General features: G+C 48.5%; 1 protein-coding gene. It reads left to right on the plus strand.

What is annotated here, in order from left to right; genetic code table 11:
* Positions 1-563 (plus strand): right-handed parallel beta-helix repeat-containing protein (locus tag C0039_RS20840; protein ID WP_165787212.1); only part of this gene is annotated, 563 nt, incomplete at both ends.

The raw sequence follows: 563 nt of genomic DNA on the forward strand, positions 1-563 counted from the left end.
ATTGCTTTTCGAAACAATCGCTTCCAGCACTCGAGCAATGCCGGAATAAAAATTCAATGCGCAAAGCGGATCGAGATAACAGGCAACGTCTTTGACAACCTCCGCAGCCGCAAGTCTGGATTAGACTTGCATGCAATCACGTCAGAAATTTCAGCCGAAGATATTCTGATTTCGGGAAATACGTTCAGGGATATCGGTGCCGATGGGATTCAGTTGGCTGGCGCGGTAGGCAAAACTTCAATTACTTCGAACATATTTGAAGTTCGGCGTCCCTATGTCTATAGAGATGAAAAAGGCAAGGTTGACTCCAGGAATCCACAGCGTTTCGGTAATGTCGGAGAGAATGCGATTGACATCAAGTCGGGCCCGGGGCCCATCCTGATTGAGAAGAACAGGATGAGTGGTTTTCGGCCTGGTGTAGGTGGACAGGATGTCTCGGGCAGTAATGGCGTGGCTATTGTTCTTCATAAAAGGGCGTCCAACATCACAGTCAGGAAAAATAACTTTGCGGACAATGTTGATCATTTACGGATTGTGACGGGAAGCGGTGCCGGCAGCGACCA

Source organism: Pseudohalioglobus lutimaris (genome assembly GCF_002866825.1).
Classification (GTDB): Bacteria; Pseudomonadota; Gammaproteobacteria; order Pseudomonadales; family Halieaceae; genus Halioglobus; species Halioglobus lutimaris.